At 62.9% G+C, this 15,928-nt stretch carries 16 protein-coding genes; 8 read left to right on the forward strand and 8 right to left on the reverse strand.

Annotated elements, in window-relative coordinates:
- Positions 1 to 111 precede the first annotated feature (111 nt).
- Positions 112 to 1,551: an MFS transporter gene (locus AC2444_RS04430; RefSeq protein ID WP_012756553.1), complete on the reverse strand. Its 1,440-nt coding sequence runs from the start codon at positions 1,549 to 1,551 to the stop codon at positions 112 to 114.
- Positions 1,552 to 1,652: 101 nt separating this feature from the next.
- On the opposite strand from AC2444_RS04430, the gene AC2444_RS04435 reads away from it, so the two are divergent.
- Entirely contained in the window at positions 1,653 to 2,276 is a 624-nt protein-coding gene (locus AC2444_RS04435) for a helix-turn-helix transcriptional regulator (protein WP_012756554.1), read from the forward strand.
- Between the two features lie 25 nt (positions 2,277 to 2,301).
- Here AC2444_RS04435 and AC2444_RS04440 read toward each other — a convergent pair whose 3' ends face one another.
- Positions 2,302 to 3,513, reverse strand: coding sequence for an MFS transporter (locus AC2444_RS04440; RefSeq protein WP_012756555.1), 1,212 nt, complete (start codon positions 3,511 to 3,513; stop codon positions 2,302 to 2,304).
- Between the two features lie 234 nt (positions 3,514 to 3,747).
- Here AC2444_RS04440 and AC2444_RS04445 point away from each other — a divergent pair, with 234 nt between their 5' ends.
- From AC2444_RS04445 to AC2444_RS04455, 3 genes are all read left to right on the forward strand, one after another.
- Complete coding sequence (locus AC2444_RS04445; protein WP_017993352.1) at positions 3,748 to 4,086, forward strand: hypothetical protein; 339 nt, start codon at positions 3,748 to 3,750, stop codon at positions 4,084 to 4,086.
- A 312-nt stretch (positions 4,087 to 4,398) separates the two neighbouring features.
- Positions 4,399 to 5,406 (forward strand): asparaginase, encoded by a 1,008-nt coding sequence (locus AC2444_RS04450; protein ID WP_012756557.1) that lies wholly within the window; start codon positions 4,399 to 4,401, stop codon positions 5,404 to 5,406.
- Positions 5,407 to 5,537: 131 nt separating this feature from the next.
- Positions 5,538 to 6,278: a hypothetical protein gene (locus AC2444_RS04455; RefSeq protein ID WP_012756558.1), complete on the forward strand. Its 741-nt coding sequence runs from the start codon at positions 5,538 to 5,540 to the stop codon at positions 6,276 to 6,278.
- On the opposite strand, the gene AC2444_RS04460 is transcribed toward AC2444_RS04455, so the two are convergent.
- Positions 6,253 to 7,008 (reverse strand): DeoR/GlpR family DNA-binding transcription regulator, encoded by a 756-nt coding sequence (locus AC2444_RS04460; RefSeq protein WP_012756559.1) that lies wholly within the window; start codon positions 7,006 to 7,008, stop codon positions 6,253 to 6,255. The genes AC2444_RS04455 and AC2444_RS04460 overlap by 26 nt on opposite strands.
- 143 nt (positions 7,009 to 7,151) lie before the next feature.
- On the opposite strand from AC2444_RS04460, the gene AC2444_RS04465 reads away from it, so the two are divergent.
- Positions 7,152 to 7,508: a hypothetical protein gene (locus tag AC2444_RS04465; protein ID WP_012756560.1), complete on the forward strand. Its 357-nt coding sequence runs from the start codon at positions 7,152 to 7,154 to the stop codon at positions 7,506 to 7,508.
- Between the two features lie 361 nt (positions 7,509 to 7,869).
- Positions 7,870 to 8,490, forward strand: coding sequence for a glutathione S-transferase family protein (locus tag AC2444_RS04470; RefSeq protein ID WP_012756561.1), 621 nt, complete (start codon positions 7,870 to 7,872; stop codon positions 8,488 to 8,490).
- Here AC2444_RS04470 and AC2444_RS04475 read toward each other — a convergent pair.
- Both AC2444_RS04475 and AC2444_RS04480 read right to left on the reverse strand, forming a co-directional pair.
- Positions 8,475 to 8,840, reverse strand: a complete 366-nt coding sequence (locus AC2444_RS04475; RefSeq protein ID WP_012756562.1) for an MmcQ/YjbR family DNA-binding protein — start codon at positions 8,838 to 8,840, stop codon at positions 8,475 to 8,477. The genes AC2444_RS04470 and AC2444_RS04475 overlap by 16 nt on opposite strands.
- Before the next feature lie 38 nt (positions 8,841 to 8,878).
- Positions 8,879 to 9,079, reverse strand: coding sequence for a hypothetical protein (locus AC2444_RS04480; RefSeq protein ID WP_012756563.1), 201 nt, complete (start codon positions 9,077 to 9,079; stop codon positions 8,879 to 8,881).
- A gap of 175 nt (positions 9,080 to 9,254) precedes the next feature.
- Between AC2444_RS04480 and AC2444_RS04485 the strand changes: the two genes are divergently transcribed.
- Positions 9,255 to 10,151: a LysR substrate-binding domain-containing protein gene (locus tag AC2444_RS04485; RefSeq protein WP_012756564.1), complete on the forward strand. Its 897-nt coding sequence runs from the start codon at positions 9,255 to 9,257 to the stop codon at positions 10,149 to 10,151.
- 3 nt (positions 10,152 to 10,154) lie between these two features.
- Here AC2444_RS04485 and AC2444_RS04490 read toward each other — a convergent pair whose 3' ends face one another.
- Together AC2444_RS04490 and AC2444_RS04495 are read right to left on the reverse strand one after the other, a co-directional pair.
- On the reverse strand, positions 10,155 to 10,820 hold the full coding sequence (locus AC2444_RS04490; protein WP_012756565.1) for a glutathione S-transferase family protein: 666 nt from the start codon (positions 10,818 to 10,820) through the stop codon (positions 10,155 to 10,157).
- Between the two features lie 98 nt (positions 10,821 to 10,918).
- On the reverse strand, positions 10,919 to 12,286 hold the full coding sequence (locus tag AC2444_RS04495) for a TIGR03808 family TAT-translocated repetitive protein (protein WP_041935482.1): 1,368 nt from the start codon (positions 12,284 to 12,286) through the stop codon (positions 10,919 to 10,921).
- A 253-nt stretch (positions 12,287 to 12,539) separates the two neighbouring features.
- On the opposite strand from AC2444_RS04495, the gene AC2444_RS04500 reads away from it, so the two are divergent.
- Positions 12,540 to 14,837 carry a sensor domain-containing protein gene (locus AC2444_RS04500; protein WP_041935638.1) on the forward strand — a complete coding sequence of 766 codons (2,298 nt, stop codon included), beginning with the start codon at positions 12,540 to 12,542 and terminating at the stop codon, positions 14,835 to 14,837.
- Between the two features lie 105 nt (positions 14,838 to 14,942).
- Here the strand turns inward: AC2444_RS04500 and AC2444_RS04505 are convergent, their stop codons facing one another.
- On the reverse strand, positions 14,943 to 15,914 hold the full coding sequence (locus AC2444_RS04505) for a glycerophosphodiester phosphodiesterase family protein (RefSeq protein ID WP_012756568.1): 972 nt from the start codon (positions 15,912 to 15,914) through the stop codon (positions 14,943 to 14,945).
- Positions 15,915 to 15,928: the final 14 nt, after the last annotated feature.

The raw sequence follows: 15,928 nt of genomic DNA on the forward strand, positions 1-15,928 counted from the left end.
AATTGCGCCAGACCAAAGAGCAATTCCAGCAAAAGTGTGCAGCGGTTTTGCCAGGCAAAGTGCGAAGCGCTTTTGCCGGGAATTGCGCCAAAACAAAGAGATAGGGCGCTCTTAGTGCGTCCTATCGGACGCGCGGCGCGGTAATGTCAGCGACACCGCGACGGCGAGAACACCTGGCACCGCCATCAGCAGATAGAGCCAGTGCGCTGCCGAAAGCGCGCCTGATATGCCGCCGGGATGAACGAGGCCGGCGCCATTGGCGATGACGCCGGCAAAGGCGGCCCCGAACGCCCCACCGAGCGAACTCATTGTTGGGATCGCGGCAGAAGCCTTGTCTTTCTCGTTGTCGGCGACGAGCCTCAAAACCATGGCGACGAGATGCGCCCAGCCGAGACCGATGCCGAAGCCCATCATGAACATGCCGATCGCCGCCGGCACGATGAGGAGCATATGCCCCTCGGGATTGTCCTTGGCGAGGAAGACGGCGAGGCAAGCGGTCGCCGCCGCCTCGATGAGGGCGCCAATGACGATTGCCGCGTACGCCCGCCTGCCGGTCAGCGAGCCGCTGAGGAAGGCCGCAAACGTCCATCCGAGGGCAACCAGCGCCACCAGATAACCCGATGCGAGTGGAGCCACGCCATGCAGGGTCTGCAGGAAATAGGGAATGAAGACGTCGCTGACGAGAACGACGGTCATGGCGAGCATCGCCAGGTAGACCCGGGAAATCGGCTGGGAAAGGCTGACGGCGCCAGAGGGCAGCAGGCGGTTCGGGCTTCGGCTCTCGATGAAGATCATGCCGGCGACCGCGATGACCGAAGCGGCGATCAGCGCGACCTTCGTGGCTGTCGTCTCGATCGCGCCGGCCGTGCTGACCATCAGGACGGCGGCAAGCAGCAGCCCGATCTGGGCAATCGGCGTCTTTACCTGCTCGCGGTCGTCCTCGACCTCTGGCAACAGCCGCGGCGCCAGGAAGGCCATCAGCAGGCCGAGCGGCACGAGCACGATGAATGCGTAGCGCCAGGCTTGGCCGGATGAAAAGAAGCCGCCGAACGTCGGCCCGATGACTGTCGCCACACCCCAGATCGCCGCATAGAGCGTCGAGGCTTTTGGCCATAGCGGCTCGGGATAAACGAAGCGGATAAAGGCATAGCCGATCGCGGCAAGTGCGCCTGTTCCGAGACCCTGCACCGCACGTCCGATCAGCACCACTGGCATCGACGGTGCGGCTGCGGCAACCAGGCTGCCGACGCCGAAGACCAGCGCCGCGACCATATAGACGGATCGAAGCCCGATGCCGCGCGGCCGCATGGCGACAAAGATCGAGCCGAGTACGGCCGCGGCGACGAACAGGCTGGTGACCCAGGAAAACAACGCGAGGCCGCCGATATCGCGCACGATCGAGGGCGCGATCGTCGCCATGATGTAAGTCTCCACCGCATAAAGCGTCACGCCGCCTGCCAGCATCAAGGTTGCCGGCAGGTGCTCGGGCGCAAAGAGGCGGAAGAGGGAGCTAGCGTTGGGGATGGTTGCAGTCTGGTCGATATTCGACATGGGATGGCCCCGAGATTTTTGCTGGCGGAGGATTATTTTCCAAGTTATAAATTGGAAAATTACACGCCGCCTCAAATTAAACAAGACTTGACTTGGAAAATATGCGCCAGTCCCCAGCCAACCGGATCCTGATCCTGATAAAGACCGACGGCCCGCAGCTCGCCGCCGCGATCGGCGATGCGCTCGGCATATCGGGCGAGGCCGCCCGCCAGCAGCTGTCGAAGATGGCGGAGGAGGGGCTGGTGGAACCGGTCACCGTTGCCGCCGCGGGCAGGGGCCGGCCGCGCCAGCTCTGGCACCTGACGGCGAGCGGCAACCGCCAGTTCCCGGATGGCCATGCCGAGCTGACGGCAAACCTCCTTGGTACGCTCGTCGAACAGCTCGGCCCCGCAGCCCTCGATACGGTCATTGCCGCCCGCGAGGCCGAGACGCTGCAGCGTTATCGGCAGGAACTCAGCAAGGCGCATGACCTTGCCGCGCGCGTCGAGGCCCTTGCCGGCATCCGCACCCGCGAGGGCTATATGGCCGATTGTTGGAGGCAAGCGGACGGCTCCTTCATGCTGGTCGAAAACCACTGCCCGATCTGTGCGGCCGCCACCGCCTGCGCCGGCTTCTGCCGCTCCGAACTCGAAACCTTCCGCGCCGTCCTCAGCGCCGAGGTCGAACGCAGCGAACACATCCTCGCCGGCGCCCGCCGCTGCGCCTATCGCATCACGCCGCATTGACGCCTGTCGATCGGAGCGCCGCATTTCACGCCGGTTGCCGCGCCTGCCGCCTGCTGCTTTCGAGATAGAGCAGCACTCCGATCGATGCGAGACCCGCTGCCGCGCCGACGAAGGCGGTGCCGGAATAATCGGTGATCGCGGTGCCGAAGGCGAAGAGACCGGCGCTGATGCCAACCCCAATGAACGTGTTCAGCGAGATCAGCGAGGTTCCAAGCCCCGGCCGGTCCGCGATCAGGTCCTGCAGATAGGTGATCGGCACGCTGAGGATCGCTGCCGCCCCACAGGCATTGAAGAGGAGGAGTGCGTAGACGTGCCAGGGTGCGGAAGCAAAGCCGAGCAGCAGCAGATAGACGCAATAGATCAGCGCGCCGAAGGCAAGCACATGCGCGCTTCGGAAGCGGCGCTGCGCAAAGCCCCACATCATCATGAACGGCATCTCGAGCAACGCCGTCAAGCCTGCAATGAAGCCGACATCGACCACGGTGCCGCCGGCCGCACGGGTGATGATCAGCGGCAGGAGCATGGCGTTCAGCCGCTGCAGCCCGAACAGCATCGCCATGACGATGACGCGCGACAGCACATGCGGCACGAAAATCCGTTGCAGCGAAGCAAAAAAGCCGACTGGATCGGGGGCAGTGCCGCCTGAGCCATTTCCGGGTGCGAAGAAAAAATACAGGCAGAAGCAGGTGCAGCTTGCCAGTGCCGCGATCCCATAGGCCGGCGTCATCGACGGCGAACTGACGAGATAGAGGCCGATCAACCCCGGCGCCAGCGCCCATGAGCCGGAAAAGAGCGCCCGCACCGTTGCGGTGATCGCCGCCCCCTGGCCACGGTCCATCTGGTTGGTCCTGGCGCGCAGGCTGGCAAACAGCAGCGAATAGGTGGAATTGCTCATCGGCACCAGCAACAGCGTGGAGAAGATGAAGACCGCGGGGCTATGAATGAGCGCGATCGACCCGAAGCCGAGCATGCCGGCGACGCAAAGCCCCAGCACCAGCGGCCGGCGCTCCTTCAGCCTGTCCGACCAGATGCCGAGCGTCAGGCTCGTCGTGACGTTGACGATCGAAGACAAGAACACCAGTGCCGAATAGGCGCCGTTGCTCATGCCGAGTTCGTTGATCCCGATGATCGACTGATAGGGCGCGGTCGACGCATAGGTGAAGGCGAGCGCGACGAGGGTCACGGTTGGGATGCGGATCCTGTTGTCGCGAAGGATCAAGGAAAAGGTGGATGACATGGGAACGGTTCCTGATGCACCACTCTTAGTCGCATCGGACCAGAGAAACGATAGTTTTCGATCGCCTCGGTCAATTTATGTGATGAATATTTGGACGATGTGATCGCGCTCCGAGCCCGCAACGAGGCCGAGCGCCTAGCTCGCCCGGTAAATGCTCGCCGTGCGCGCAGCCGATTGACTCTATCAATCTTCTGCCCTTAGTGCTCGCCGGGGTTGATCAATTGGATGGGGACAATGAAATTTCGCTTTATTGGCGCTGTTGTGCTTTCTTTCGCCGTTGCAGGTTGCAGTAGCATTGCCCCTGATGGTCGGCCGCTCGTTCAACACTTCTTTCGGGATCTTGTGATGAGGGGATGTGGTTTCCAGATGACATGGGAATCGGCGAGAGAAGCCACAGATACTTTTAAGCCAGTTATACCGACTGACAGAGAGCGCATGACTGACAGAGGCCTCATGAGGGCTGCGATTGCAATTTGCGGCAAGGCGAAACCCGGAAATAAGAGCAAAGCCATCGAAGTCCAGGTTCCTGACAGTGGCGGTGTCCTCCGGAAAATCGTTGTTGAAAGAGAATAGAAAAGCGCAGACCGGAGGGTAGGCGTTCGCGATATCGATGGGGCTGAGACCACAAAAGCCCCTCATCCGGCTGCCGCCACCTCTGCCTGGGTCGAGCCACGTGTCTCGCCCCGGTCCTTCGGACCCCCTCTTGCGGGGCGAAGGGGATATGCCGCACCCTCTCCGTCCCTCGATCACCTCGCGCATGGCACGTCCCCTCTCCCCGTCAGAACGGGGAGAGGGTTAGGGTGAGGGGCAGCCTAAACCCCGTTGGCTTTCGCCGCGTGACGCGTTATGGACTGCGCAACCCCGCCAGCATCCGGATGAGAGCTCATGACAAATCCCGTCACCGTCGAAGTCACCCGCGGCCTGCTCGTCGAAAGTCGCCATCGTGGCGCGGTGGCTGTGGTCGATGGCGATGGCACGCTTGTCTTCTCGTTGGGCGATATCGAGGCCGCGGTCTTCCCGCGCTCGTCCTGCAAGGCGATGCAGGCGCTGCCGCTGATCGAGAGTGGTGCTGCCGATGCCTATGGCTTCGGCGATAAGGAATTGGCGCTGGCCTGCGCCTCGCATAATGGCGAGGACGAGCATGTGGCGCTGGCCGCTTCCATGCTGTCGCGCGCCTGTCGCGATGCCGAGACGCTGGAATGCGGCGCCCATTGGTCGTTCCATCAGAAAACCCTGATCCATCAGGCCCGCACGCTCGAGGCACCGAACGCGCTGCACAACAATTGCTCGGGAAAACATGCCGGCTTCATCTGCGCTTGCTGCCATCAGGACCTCGATCCGAAGGGTTATGTCGGCTATCAGCACCCGCTGCAGGTCGAGATCCGCGCGGCGATAGAAAGCCTGACCGGCGCTGTGCTTGGCGCGGACAGCTGCGGCACCGACGGCTGCTCGATCCCGACCTATGCCGTGCCGCTGCGCAGCCTTGCCCACGGTTTTGCCAAAATGGCGACCGGCACCGGCCTCGAACCCCTGCGCGCCAAGGCATCCCGCCGGCTGATCGAGGCCTGCATGGCCGAGCCCTTCTATGTCGCCGGCTCCGGCCGCGCCTGCACGGCGCTGATGCAGATCGCCCCCGGCCGCATCTTCTGCAAGACAGGTGCCGAAGGCGTCTTCTGCGCGGCGATCCCGGAAAAGGGCATCGCCATCGCGCTCAAATGCGAGGATGGCATGACCCGCGCTGCCGAAGCCATGGTGGCGGCGACCCTCGCCCGCTTCTTCGAGGCGGAGAGCGAGGTGCATGCGGCATTGATGGCTCATGCCGCAACGCCGATGCGCAATTGGAACGGCATCCATGTCGGCGATATCAGGGTCACCTCCGCCTTGGCCGGATGACTGCGAGCTTACATATATAAGTTATTAGAAAAATAAGAATTGACTAATATAAAGAGGGATACGTCCTGCGATCGCGGATGCACCCTTTCGCGGCGACGTGAGCACAGTCCTGGAAGCCGTGAGGGCAGGGCATGTTTGCAGGCCGCTATCTCTGGTGGATGCTGATGGGGATCGGCATCTTCATGTTCGCCGCGCTGAGCCTCGATTATATCACCTGGCTCACGATCCAGCTGTCCGGCTGCGGCGATATGGCCGGCGCCTGCGAGCCGGTCCTCCGGCTGATATCGGGCATGCTCAAACCCGCCTGCATCTGGACCGCGATCGGCGTGCTCTTCATGGCGACGCTGCTCCGTCTTCACACTCTCTCGCTCATCTGGTTCTGGGGACCGATCGTCGCTGTCTGGTTCGTCGCCTCCACGCCGATCCTGCTCTTCCTGGCGGCGGACGCAGCGGCGCTGACGCAGCCCGCCACCCTGGCGGCGCTGCCCGTCGCCTTGCTGTTTCTGGCGGCCTTCATCGCCTATCTCATGTTTGCCCTCGAGGACGGTGACATGCCGCCGCTTGCAGCCTCGGTGCCGTTGCGCCTCACACTCCGCCTGACGGCGCTCTACGGCGCGCTTGCTGGCGCAGCCTTCATGCCGGAACTGTCGCGGATCGCCGGGACACTGCTCGACATGCCGGCACTTTCCGTCGTCATCGCGCTGGCGCAGCCATATCTGCAGATGGTGCTGACCTTTGGAACCGGCAGCATGGCGCCGGCCTATGCCGTGTTGGCGGCCTTCATCGCGGCCCTTGCCGCAAGCCTCTTGCCGCATGCTGAAGCACCGCAGCCCTCCCGCAGCGCCATCATGCTGCGGCGATTGCGCCGTTGAGATCGCGATAGGGTTTCAGCTGTTCAGCCGTCATCTCCGCCGGCACGATCAGCCCCGCCACCTCGGAAATGCCAAGCACGGGGCAGGGCGAGACGAGGTCGAACTTCTCCTCGGTCAGCAGCACATGCGTTTCAGCCGCGCAGCGGGCGATGTGCCGCTTGATCGCCGCTTCCTCGAAATCGCCGGTGGAAAGCCCGTGCACCGGATGGGCGGCCGTCACCCCGAGGAAGAAGAGGTCGGGGCGAAGCTGCGAGATCGCCGCCATCGCCGCTGCCCCCGTCGCCACCATCGAATGTTTGTAGAGCCGTCCGCCGGCGAGGATCACCTCGGCTGTCGGGTGGTGTTCCAGTTCGGCGGCAATCGTCGGGCTGTGGGTCGCAACCGTCAGCGGCATGTCGCGCGGCAAGTGCCTGGCGATCTCCGCCGTCGTCGTGCCGCCGTCGAGGAAGATCATCTGACCGGGCTTCACCATCGCCGCCGCCGCCGCCCCCAGCCGTGCCTTGATCTGCGACGAGACGCTGCGCCGGGCGGTAAAATCCGGCAGATCAGGCGCCAGCGGCATCGCCCCGCCATGCACTCGTTTCAACAGCCCCTCCGCCGCCATTTCCCGGAGGTCACGCCGGATAGTGTCCTCCGAAAGCGCGAAATCCTCGGCGACGCGTTTAGCGATCACCTGGCCGTCACGGCGCAGGATGTCGAGAATGAGGGCCTTGCGTTGGGTTGTCAGCATCGTCTCTCTGCACGAAATTAAACATAATAGCCCGATATTGCACGAATTGACTCGACATTCAAGAAATATCGTGCATTTTCACGAAATCCCGTGCATGAGGCCGGGAAAATGCTCACGCATAAAGCGGAGCGAAGGAGTGGATCATGTTGATTTTGATTGCCGGGCCCTATCGGTCCGGAACGGGCGACGACCCGGAAAAGATGGCCGCCAACCTGAAGCGGCTGGAAGCGCCCTCGCACGCGCTGTTTCAGGCCGGCCATGTGCCGATGATCGGCGAATGGGTGGCCCTGCCGATCTGGCACGCCGCCGGCGGCCGGTCGGTCGGCGATGCACTCTACGAAGAGATCTTCCACCCGGTCGCCGGCCGGCTGCTGCAGCTCTGCGAGGGCGTGCTGCGCCTGCCGGGCGATTCCAAGGGAGCTGATAACGACGTCCGCATCGCCCGGGAACGCGGCATCCCGGTCTGGCACCGGCTGGAGGATGTGCCGGGCTGCGGCTGAGGGTGCGTGTTTTCTCTCCGGAGGGAGAAGGGGCACCTATCGTATCCGGCTGCGTTGGCTGACAAGGCGAGTTAGTGCAAGATCTGCCCCTCACCCTAACCCTCTCCCCGTAAAAACGGGGCGAGGGGACGTGGCAAACGCAGCGTCGAGGTCGGGGAAAGCCGGTGCGGCATGTCCCTTCTCCCCGCAAGCGGGGAGAAGGTGGCGGCAGCCGGATGAGGGGCGCGGCGCGGCACACCGATCATGCTCTCACACTCGCACGCACCCACCCTTGTCCCGATGGAGAAGCAAAACCCAATCCCACCAGTTCCGACCCGCGCACCCCTACGCTATAACCCTTGCCGAAAGGGAGTCGAGAACCATGCTGACACTATACTACGCTCCGGGAACCTGCGCGCTCGCAAGCCTTATTGCCCTGGAAGAATCCGGCCTGGCCTTCGAAGTCAAGAAGATCAGCCTCCGCGATGGCGAGCAGCGCTCGCCGGATTATCTGAAGATCAACCCGAAGGGCCGGGTGCCGGCACTGGTCACCGATTATGGCGTGCTGACGGAAACGCCGGCGATCTTGGCCTATATCGCCCAGAGCGCGCCGGCCGCCAAGCTGGCGCCGCTTGACGATCCTTTCGAGTTTGCCAGGCTGCAGTCCTTCAACAGCTATATCTGCTCGACCGTGCATGTGAACCATGCGCATCGCCCGCGCGGCTCGCGCTGGGCGGACGAGCCGGCGGCCATCGAGGCGATGAAGGCCAAGGTGCCGCAGAATATGGTCGATTGTTTCACGTTGATCGAGCAGACGATGTTCGAAGGCCCATGGGTGATGGGCGAAGCCTATTCGCTCGCCGATCCCTATCTCTTCGTCATGACCGACTGGCTGCCGTCGGACGGCGTCGATCCCGCCCGCTTCGAAAAGGCGAGCGACCACCACGCCCGCATGCTGCAGCGCCCCGCCGTCCAGCGGGCGCTGGCCTACGATCGGGCCTGATCGTTAAAACCGTCGGCAAGCTTCTTCGGCGCCCGGAACAGCCAGGCGCCGATCAGCCGCAACCGCAATTCCTCGTCGCTGATCACGGCGGCGCGCACCGGCAGATGCGGCCAGCCGACATAATGATCGGTTTGAAAATAGACGTCAGGCGCCATCTCCAGCAGGTGATCCTTGTCGTCGAGCGAAATCGAGATCACGATCGTCTCGGCATTCTTCACCGCAACGAAACTCTTGCCGCCGACCTTCAGCGCCGGATTGCCGTAGGAGGTGCTCTCCTCGACATCAGGCAGCCCGGCTTCCGCCGCCAGCCGCTTCAGGCGTTCGAAGATTGCATCGACATTGCCGGCCATGGTTCCGCCCTTTCTGCCAGGGCGAACCTACCATATCTTCAGGCGCATTTCGCCAGCGGCGGCTTGGCCTCTTTGGGAAAGCCGGCCGGCATCCCGAGCGGCAGATCGGCGATTTCGCGCATCGACATGCGCTCGACCTCAGGATGCCGCAACGGATCGTCCTTCCAGGCAGGAGAATCTGCAATTTCCGCACTGCCCAGATGAAGGACGGGCCTCAAGAAAAACTTCAGCAACGACATGGCATGCCTCGCTTTCTTCCGTGGCGTGGATGTGATCACCCCAGCGGCTCACGCCTCCGAGTAATCCTAACTGGCCGACGCTCTGCGTTGGAATGGATTGCCTATGCTTGCAATGTCGGCCCCAGCAGGCAGATTTTCAATTGAGAATAACGCTGAGCCGGTATAGAAAAACTATATGAAGAACTTGAATATGGTCCATCTCAACGGCCTGCGCGCGCTGGAGGCCGTCGGTCGTCTCGGCTCGCTCCAGGCCGCCGCCGACGAACTCGGCGTCTCGGTTGGCGCCGTCAGCCAGCAGGTCATCAAGGCCGAAGCCCAGCTTGGTCAGGTGATCTTCGAGCGCACCGCCAGGGGCATGATCGCCACCGAAGCCGGCCGGCCGGTGCTCCTGGCGCTCGACGAGGGTTTTGCTCGTCTTTCGGCAGCGGTGTCGATCGCGAGCCGCAAGGACGATACGATCCTGACGATCTCGGTGGCGCCGGTTTTCGCCGCCCGCTGGCTCGTCTACCGGCTGGATCGATTCGCCGAGCGCCATCCCGACATCAAGCTGCGGCTGGATGCGACGACCAATCTCGTCAATCCGGCGCTTTGTGATGTCGATATCGGCATCCGCGTCGGCAACGGCAAATGGCCGGATGTGAAGGCTGAACTGCTGCTGGCACAGGAGGTCTTTCCCGTCTGTTCCCCTGATATGGCCGCGACATTGAAAGAGCCCGCCGATATCCTCCAACTGCCTGCCATCATCGATGGCCATGCCATGTTCACCTGGGAGGTCTGGATGCGCGAGGTCGGACTATCAGGTGCCACGCTTTCGACTCGCCACGTCTTCAACGATGCCTCGCTCTGCCTCGATGCGGCGATTGCAGGCCAGGGCGTTATGCTCGCCTGGCAGACCCTTGCCGCCTTTGCGCTCGCCGAAGGCCGGCTCGCCGCCCCTTTCGGCATTCGCGCGCCGACCGGTTTCGGCCATTACTTCGTCACCGCTGAAGGCACGCGCGAGCCGAAGAAGGTGAAGGATTTCAAGGCCTGGATCCGTGAGGAAATGGCCGGCACGCTCGCCCTTTTCCCGTAGTCCTCAAACTTCGATCGGCTCCTTGCCGCGGGTCGCCTGCATCGCCTTGTAGGCCGGGCGGGTCTGGCAGCGCTCGATCCAGGCTTTGATATTCGGATGCGCATCGAACAGCGCCTCCTCGGTCTGGGCGTAGCGCAACACCTCGGCAAGGTTGAGATCGGCGACGGTAAAGCGGTCTCCGACGATCCATTGCCGGTCGGCGAGGTGGCCTTCGAGAACCGCCAGTGGCCTGCGTAGCGAGCGGCAGGCAACCGCGATCGTCTGTTGGCCGCCTTCGCTGTTTTCGAGCTCGTTATCATAGGTGAGTACGATCTTCACCGTATGTGGCTCGACCTCCGCAGCCGCCCAGACCGTCCACATCGTCAGCAATCCGTCTTCCTCGACGGTTTGGCCGGAAAGCGGTCCGCCATGTCTACGCGCGAGGTAAAGATTGATCGCCAGCGACTCGTGCATCACGAGGTCGCCATCCCGAATGCTGGGGATCTGCGCCATCGGGTTGACGGCAATGAATTCCGGCGAATGCGTGTTGAGCGGCGCATCCTCAGATAGCGGATCTGCCAGCCGCCTTGCCTGCAGCACCGGCACCGAGCGGAATTCGACCCCAAGCTCCTCCGCCATCCAATAGACGCGCGAGGCGCGCGACCGATAGACTCCGTAGATTGTCAGCATGTCCATATCCCCTCGATGTGTCCGGGAGACCGTAAATGCCGGATCGGCGTGGGAAAAGTCCTTGTGGCTGATGGGATGATGAAAGCTTTTGATGGCCTTCAGGAGATACGGTTCCGCTCGACGGTCAGCTGCGCATAGGGCGAGCCGCCGCCCGCCATCTCGCCGGAGACTTTCTTCTCCCATTGGAAGCCTAACACCGCGCCTTCGGTGATCTCCTGGAAGATGTTGTCGGTGATGACGGCGGTCCCGGCGCCATCGGCGACCGAGACGGCGCAACCGACCGGGGCCCTGCGCACCACATTGCCTGTCACAACGACGTTGCGCAGATACGGACCCCAGCCGATCTGCAGCCCCCAGCGCGGCGCGCCCTCGATCACATTGCCTGAAATCAGCGTGTCGGCCTCGGCCGCAATGCCGATGCCGAAGCCGACCTCGTGTTGGTATGGGCCGCGCAGCGTCAGGTTGCGCACGACATTGCCGGTGACGCTTGCCAGCCGGCCGCCCTCGTCGAAATTGGCGATCGAAATGCCGTTTGCCGCCCCGTCGATCATGTTGGCGGAGACGACGGCGCCCTCGAAGGCGAATTCGACATAGATCGCCGTCTCGCCGGATCGCCGGCACTGGTTGCTGCTGATCTGGATGTCCGAGGCCGAATTGGCGCGGATCGCCGTAAACGCGCAATCGGAGATCTGGTTATTCACAACCATCACCCCGTCGGCACGGAAGATGTTGATGCCGTTGCCGTTTTGCCCGGTGCCGCCGTCATTGGCGCGGATGTTGAAGATGCGGTTGCCGGAGACGATAGTGCCGTCCTCCGCCTTTTTCCAGCGGTGCACCAGGATGCCGCCATTGCCGCAATCCGAGACCGTGTTGCCGGTGACCGACAGGGCGCTGGAATCCACTGCGTAAAGCCCGGATTGGGCAGCCCCCGAGATCCGGCTGCGCTCGATCCGCCCGCCGCAGCGCTCCAGTTGCAGGCCGTGTTTGCGGCTGCCGCCGATCTCGCAATTGTCGATCAGCACCTCGTCGACGCCGGTGAATTGCAAAAGCCCGCCGGCATAATCGCCAAGCCAGCGGTTGCCGCCGTCGATGACGAGATTGGAAAGCTCGATGCGCCGCACGTTCTCGGCCGAAAAGAGATGGCCGTCGCCGGTATAGACGATCCGCGAGGCGCCGGGCACGCCAGTGATACGCGTATTGTCCGGCAAAGTGAGGTTGGAGACCCGGTAGGTGCCGGGCGGCAGGAACACCGGCACGTTCTCGCGCGCCGCCCGTTCGATCATCTGCTCAAGGTTGCCGGTCTTGCGGTCGCCGCTTTGGGGAATGGCGCGATATTCCACCGCGTCGATCGCCCCGCGCAGATCGGGCTGACCGGCTGCCGTCCGCGGCGAGGCGAGGGCGCGCGATGCCCCTCCCGCAACGGCCGAGGCAGCGAGGAATAAAAGCATGTCGCGGCGTGAAGGCATCCGGGGATCACTTGTCATAGCGCGCCCGTAGCAGGAAACGTGCCAGGCGCGCATGTATTCTTTTGGCACAAGCTTGGCAAAGGCCGGCGAAATTGCAGTTGTGACCGAGCGCGACGGCAGGATATCGCCGCTTATATTGTCGTCTTGTTCACCCTTTCATTTAAGCAAGCCGAAGGAAATGAGGACTACTTTTAAGGGAATTTCTATGATGACGGTACGGGATACGGCCTTCGGCCGCAGGGGGAATGGCGTCATGCGCGAATTGGGTGCCAGGCGATGGGAATCAACCGATGCCCTGACGGCCGAAACGCGGCGTATCGTCGCCGCGACGGAGGCAATGATGGCATCGACCGCCCACCACCTTTCCGAGGGCATCGAGAACCTGCGCCTCAAGGAAATCGTCCACGAACTTCCGGATTTTCTCTACGTCAAGGATCGTGACAGCCGCTTCGTCTTCGCCAATACAGTCACCGCCAGCAGCCTTGGCCTGGAGAGCGCTGCGCTGATCACCGGCAAGCGCGATTTCGACCTGTTCGATTTCGAGACGGCGCTCCACCATTTCGATATTGAGCAGCAGATCATGACGACCGGCGAAGCCCGCATCGACATGGAGGAATCCTACGTCTTTCCCGGCAGCAGAAGACCGATATGCCGGCTGACCTCGAAGATACCCCTGCGCAACGATCGCGGCGAAATCGTCGGTCTGATCGGTGTTTCCCGTGATATCACCGAACGCAAGCGCCAGGAGGATCTGCATCGCGGCCAGGCGAGCCTGCTCGAAATGATCGCCCGCAACGAGCCGCTGCCGATGATCCTCGAGGCGCTCGTGCTGATGATCGAGGCGCAACTGACCGGGATCGACGGATCGGTGCTGCTGCTCGACAGCGAGGGCACCAGGCTCTATCACGGCGCCTCTCCCAATCTGCCCGGCGGCTACAGCCGCCTCATCGATGGTGTCACGATCGGTCCCAAGGTCGGCTCCTGCGGCACCGCCGCCTGGCGCGGTCAGACCGTGATCGTCGACGACGTGATGAGTGATCCGCTCTGGGAGGATTTTCGCGCCCTGATCGCCCCGTTCGGCTTCCGCTCCTGCTGGTCGACGCCGATCGCCACCTCACAGAACAACGTGCTCGGCACTTTCGCGCTCTATTCCAGGGAAGTCCGCCGTCCCACCGACCACGAGATGACGCTGGTGGCGCTCGCCACCCATATCGCCGGCATCGCCATCGAGCGCAAGCGTGTCGACGACCGCATTCATTTCATGGCCCATCATGACGATCTGACGGGCCTGCCGAACCGCGCCTTCCTCAAGGAACGGCTGGCGAGCATCCTCGACCAGGCCCGGCGCAACAACCGCAAGGTGACCGTCGCCTATATCGATCTCGACAATTTCAAGGACATCAATGACGGCCGCGGCCACGCTGCCGGCGACGAGGTGCTGAAGGAGATCGCCACCCGCATGGCCAATAGCGTCAGGGCGTCTGATATGGTGGTACGACTCGGCGGCGACGAATTCCTCGTCGTGCTCGTCCACCAGTCAAGTCACGATGCCGGCATCACGCGCCGCCTTCGCGAGCTGCAGAAGGCGATCAACCGGCCGATTCGCGGGGCGGACGGCGAAATCACCATCACCTCGAGCATCGGCGTTGCCGCCTTCCCCTTCGATGGCGCAACCTCGGAAGAGCTCCTCGCCAATGCCGACCGCGCCATGTACCGCGCCAAGGAACTCGGCCGCAACACATTGCAACATCACGAAGGCGGCAGCACGCCGGTCGGAATGCCGCTCGGCGAGCACGAAGAATTGCATCAGGCGATCACCGGCGACCAGCTGTTCCTCCAATACCAGCCGCAGGTTGATGTCGCCACCGGCCGCATCACCGGCCTCGAGGCGCTGGTGCGCTGGAACCATCCGGCAAAGGGCAGGGTGCCGCCGGTCAATTTCATTCCGCTCGCCGAAGAGACCGGCCTGATCGTTCCCCTCGGTCTCTGGGTACTGAACGAGGCCTGCCGCCAGGCGCGCCAATGGCAGGACATGGGCCTGGCGCCGCTGACAATCGCCGTCAATGTCTCGGCCAAACAGTTCGCCGATCCGGACTTCGCAACCCATGTCGCCGAGGCGCTCGAGCGCCACCGCCTGCAGTCCCGCTGGCTGGAGCTTGAAGTCACCGAAAGCGTGGTGATGCAGAATGCCGAACGCGCGCTTGCCATGATGGAAACGCTGCGGGGGCTGGGCGTGCGCCTGTCGATCGACGATTTCGGCTCCGGCTATTCCAGCCTGGCGGCGCTGAAGACCTTCCCTTTCGACCGCCTGAAGATGGACCGCTCGCTGGTCGAGGCCCTGCCGGGCGACAAGACCGCAGTCGCCATCGCCTCGGCGGTCATTTCGCTGGCGCAGACGCTGAAGCTCTCGGTTCTCGCCGAAGGCGTCGAAACCGACGCCCAGATGGATTTCCTGCGCCAGGCCCACTGCGAGGAGGCGCAAGGCTTCCGCTTCTCCAAACCGGTCTCACCGGAGGAGATCCCGGCATTGCTGCGGGCGCGTAGTCTTTAGTGCATGTCGGCCAAAAGTGTGCAGCGGTTTTGGGAGAACGACATGCACAAAAGGAAACATTGAAAGACGTCGCATCGATCAGGGCGATGTGAGGTCTTTCAAACCTTATTTCATAAGTTTGCCAATCGCTTCGATCTCGTTCGTCCATATGCCCGCCGCATAGTTCGGCGGCAGCCGCGCCAGTTGCGCGGGGTCGTCGATGCCGGTGGAAAAATCATTGCCGCGATAGGGGCCGAGCACGAAGACGTCGGTCCCGGCATCCTGCATCCGGTTGAGAAAACGATCCGGCCAGCCCCAGAGCCACGGCGCGATATTGATCGGCACCAGCATCATCGCATGTTTGCATTCGTCCGGCAGCAGGCCGGTCCAGCCATAGCCGATATAGCCGGTGAGGCAGCTCTTCAGGCTCTTGCGCGAGGCAGTCTTGATATCGGGTGCCATCCGGCGCACGACGTCGATCGGCTCGTCGCCGCCATAGACGATGATCTCCGCCCGTCGTGCGGGGGAAAGCCCGTTGAGCACGGCGGCGAGCTTTTCGCCCTCGGAAGGATCGCGGCTCTTGACGTTGATGAGGAAGCGCCGATCCGGAAAGGTCGACAGCACCTCGGCAAGCGTCGGCATCATCCCGATGCCCCGGCCGCGAAAGGGAAAGGTCTTGCCGCCATCGGCGGTATAGCCATAGCCGATGTCGAGCCTCTTCATGTCAGCCATCGAATGCTCGCGGGTGACGCCATGCCCGTCGGTGCGGCAGTCGAGCGTCCAGTCGTGAAAAACCGCAAACTGCCCGTCCGTCGTCGGATGTATGTCGATCTCGACGATATCGGCGCCCGCCGCAAAGCCTGCCTGCATCGACGGAATGGTGTTTTCCAGATAATCGTGATTCGGCGGCAGCATGCGGCTCGCCGTACAGGTGTCGTTCTTGAGATCGGTTTCGTCGAACCGTTGGGCGATGCCGCGATGGGCGAGCAGCACCGGCTTTCCCGGCCGATGTTCGGCGAGCAGGCTGGTATTGTTGAGGTAGACGCCCGCCGCGGCGATCGCGATTGCCGCCGCACAAAAGAAAAACTTCCTGCCCAATGCCGATCCCCCTG

Source organism: Rhizobium sp. WSM1328 (assembly GCF_057653715.1).

Coding starts and splice junctions, on each gene's coding strand:
- AC2444_RS04430 (WP_012756553.1), bottom strand. CDS start 1,551: ATGTCGAATATCGACCAGACTGCAACCATCCCCAACGCTAGCTCCCTC.
- AC2444_RS04435 (WP_012756554.1), top strand. CDS start 1,653: ATGCGCCAGTCCCCAGCCAACCGGATCCTGATCCTGATAAAGACCGAC.
- AC2444_RS04440 (WP_012756555.1), bottom strand. CDS start 3,513: ATGTCATCCACCTTTTCCTTGATCCTTCGCGACAACAGGATCCGCATC.
- AC2444_RS04445 (WP_017993352.1), top strand. CDS start 3,748: ATGAAATTTCGCTTTATTGGCGCTGTTGTGCTTTCTTTCGCCGTTGCA.
- AC2444_RS04450 (WP_012756557.1), top strand. CDS start 4,399: ATGACAAATCCCGTCACCGTCGAAGTCACCCGCGGCCTGCTCGTCGAA.
- AC2444_RS04455 (WP_012756558.1), top strand. CDS start 5,538: ATGTTTGCAGGCCGCTATCTCTGGTGGATGCTGATGGGGATCGGCATC.
- AC2444_RS04460 (WP_012756559.1), bottom strand. CDS start 7,008: ATGCTGACAACCCAACGCAAGGCCCTCATTCTCGACATCCTGCGCCGT.
- AC2444_RS04465 (WP_012756560.1), top strand. CDS start 7,152: ATGTTGATTTTGATTGCCGGGCCCTATCGGTCCGGAACGGGCGACGAC.
- AC2444_RS04470 (WP_012756561.1), top strand. CDS start 7,870: ATGCTGACACTATACTACGCTCCGGGAACCTGCGCGCTCGCAAGCCTT.
- AC2444_RS04475 (WP_012756562.1), bottom strand. CDS start 8,840: ATGGCCGGCAATGTCGATGCAATCTTCGAACGCCTGAAGCGGCTGGCG.
- AC2444_RS04480 (WP_012756563.1), bottom strand. CDS start 9,079: ATGTCGTTGCTGAAGTTTTTCTTGAGGCCCGTCCTTCATCTGGGCAGT.
- AC2444_RS04485 (WP_012756564.1), top strand. CDS start 9,255: ATGAAGAACTTGAATATGGTCCATCTCAACGGCCTGCGCGCGCTGGAG.
- AC2444_RS04490 (WP_012756565.1), bottom strand. CDS start 10,820: ATGCTGACAATCTACGGAGTCTATCGGTCGCGCGCCTCGCGCGTCTAT.
- AC2444_RS04495 (WP_041935482.1), bottom strand. CDS start 12,286: ATGCCTTCACGCCGCGACATGCTTTTATTCCTCGCTGCCTCGGCCGTT.
- AC2444_RS04500 (WP_041935638.1), top strand. CDS start 12,540: ATGCGCGAATTGGGTGCCAGGCGATGGGAATCAACCGATGCCCTGACG.